Raw genomic sequence first — 2,223 nt, forward strand, 5'->3', positions numbered from 1 at the left:
AAACTTTTCTGACTTTTCTTCAGCCATTTATGAATGTTTGAATGATGCCCATCTGAAACATAAAAAAGAACTGGATTCTTTGCTGACTCTACGATTTCAGAAGTTTAATAAATCTCAGATTATGAACGTCTAAAGTATAGACTGTATCACACTTATTTGAAATGACTATACTCGTTAAGACTGCAAGGGAGCGCCAGAGCTGCGGAGCAGGGAGAGGCAGTTTGAGCATTTGTACTAAAAATTTCAATACGCAGTTTAAATTCAGTACAGCTTATCCATCTGGCACAGACAACTCCTGATTAGATAAGCCTTCCCACTTAGAATATCTACCAGACTAAGCCTGAATCCGCCGTAATTTCCCTGTTACTATCATTTTTATCTAGCCGACGGCTGACCGCTTCAAGATCACTGATCACTAAAATCACCGCGACGTTGGATCAGGTCTGAGGGGCTAAGATTGGAGACGAAATTGCGAAAAGCTTGACGTTCCTCTTCATCCGCGTCACGATCAACAGGAATAGAAGCAGAAGCGATCACTTCTTCCATTACCCAGATGGGACTGTTGGTACGCAGGGCAATAGCGATCGCATCACTGGGACGACAATCGATTTCTTTTTTGACTTCGCCGCGCTGGAGACAGAGAACAGCATAAAAAGTATTGTCTTGGAGAGAATGGATGATAATCTTTTCTAAATCCATGTCCCAAGCTTTAAAAATATTAGTGATCAAATCGTGGGTAAGAGGACGAGGGGGTCTTTGTTGTTCGAGGACGGTGATAATGGCCTTAGCCTGATCTTGTCCGATGTAGATAGGTAGGGCGCGACGCTCGGAACCATCCTTCAGCAGTACAATGGGACTGCGAGTGATAGCGTCTAGGGCAATTCCAGCGACTTTCATTTCGATCATGACTAATGGCTTCTCCAAGATAGAGATTCAGCTAGGGAAGGAGTGGGAAAGCAACCTGAATAATATAGTGCTTCGTTACATTCACAGTATGCCCTAAGATGGCGGAGATTAGCCTCATCTTTAATGAAAAAAATACATCAGCTGCCGTCAGGAGATAGGAGCCGGTCGTCAGGAGCCGGTCGTCAGGAGACAGGAGACTCCGAGACAGGAGACTCCGAGACAGGAGACTCCGAGATTATTTCTATTTATTCTCCCCACACCCCACACCCCACACCCCACACCCCAACTAAATTACTTAATTTGTGCTATGATGATAGTTTTGGGATAAATTTAAATAGGAGCAGACTGTTTGTATGTCTCGTTATAGAGGACCGCGCTTGCGCGTTGTGCGTCGTTTAGGGGAATTACCGGGCCTAACCCGTAAAAATGCCCGTCGTGCCTATGCACCCGGGCAACATGGCCAGGCCCGCAAAAAACGTTCAGAATATGCCATTCGTCTAGAAGAAAAACAAAAACTGCGTTTTAACTACGGTGTCAGCGAAAAACAATTAGTTCGCTATGTCCGCAAAGCTCGCCGGGCTACTGGTTCCACCGGTCAAGTGCTGCTGCAACTCTTAGAAATGCGTCTGGATAATACCGTTTTCCGTCTCGGTATGGCCGGGACAATTCCGGGGGCGCGACAATTAGTCAATCACGGTCACGTCACCGTTAACGGTAGAGTTGTGGATATTGCTAGTTATCAGTGCCGTCCGGGTGATGTGATTGGAGTCAGAAATCAAGAGCGTTCCCAGGATCTAGTCAAAAGAAATATGGAATACCCCGGTTTAGCCAATCTGCCGAGTCATTTGGAATTTGACAAAAACACCCTCGTGGGCAAAGTGAATGGCGTTGTGGAAAGAGAATGGATTGCCCTCTCGATTAATGAACTGTTAGTAGTGGAATACTACTCTCGGAAAGTCTAGGAAAAAAGCCTTTTCCAGATACCTTGAGGACGCAATTGGCAGCGTCCTTATTTTATTGGTTAAATTTAGGTTGACAGATAGCAAAAATTACGATGCTAAGTAGCTGGTTATAATTAAATTAAAAATGGATTTTAGGTTGGATCCCCCCTGCCCCCCTTGATAAGCTATCCCTTATAGGGATCTTTCTTAACAATTTTTTCAGTAAGCACTCCAACCCTTATCCTGACTTGATTTCAGTTTTTTCTTTGTCAGTAAGGGTGTCAACAAGGAATATTACAGATTGTTAACCGAGTCTTGAAAGCCATGTGCGACAAAGGTTTAAAATGTTAAGAAAGATGTGACTAAAGGACAGCTT

The 2,223-nt window shown here is 44.2% G+C and carries 2 protein-coding genes and 1 pseudogene; 2 read left to right on the top strand and 1 reads right to left on the bottom strand.

Annotated elements, in window-relative coordinates; all coding sequences use genetic code 11:
- Window positions 1-133: pseudogene (locus O9323_RS12995) on the top strand (IS630 family transposase); the annotation flags it as partial.
- 272 nt (window positions 134-405) lie between these two features.
- On the opposite strand, the gene O9323_RS13000 reads toward O9323_RS12995, so the two are convergent.
- Window positions 406-906, bottom strand: coding sequence for a bifunctional nuclease family protein (locus O9323_RS13000; RefSeq protein ID WP_002744652.1), 501 nt, complete (start codon window positions 904-906; stop codon window positions 406-408).
- 353 nt (window positions 907-1,259) lie between these two features.
- Here O9323_RS13000 and rpsD point away from each other — a divergent pair, with 353 nt between their 5' ends.
- On the top strand, window positions 1,260-1,868 hold the full coding sequence (rpsD, locus tag O9323_RS13005) for a 30S ribosomal protein S4 (RefSeq protein ID WP_002737433.1): 609 nt from the start codon (window positions 1,260-1,262) through the stop codon (window positions 1,866-1,868).
- Window positions 1,869-2,223: the final 355 nt, after the last annotated feature.

This window comes from Microcystis sp. LE19-131.1A (assembly GCF_027532015.1).
Lineage (GTDB): Bacteria > Cyanobacteriota > Cyanobacteriia > Cyanobacteriales > Microcystaceae > Microcystis > Microcystis ichthyoblabe_A.

What these genes read in the sequence shown, in the direction of transcription:
- O9323_RS13000 (WP_002744652.1), bottom strand. Translation starts at nt 906, where the DNA reads ATGATCGAAATGAAAGTCGCTGGAATTGCCCTAGACGCTATCACTCGC.
- rpsD (WP_002737433.1), top strand. Translation starts at nt 1,260, where the DNA reads ATGTCTCGTTATAGAGGACCGCGCTTGCGCGTTGTGCGTCGTTTAGGG.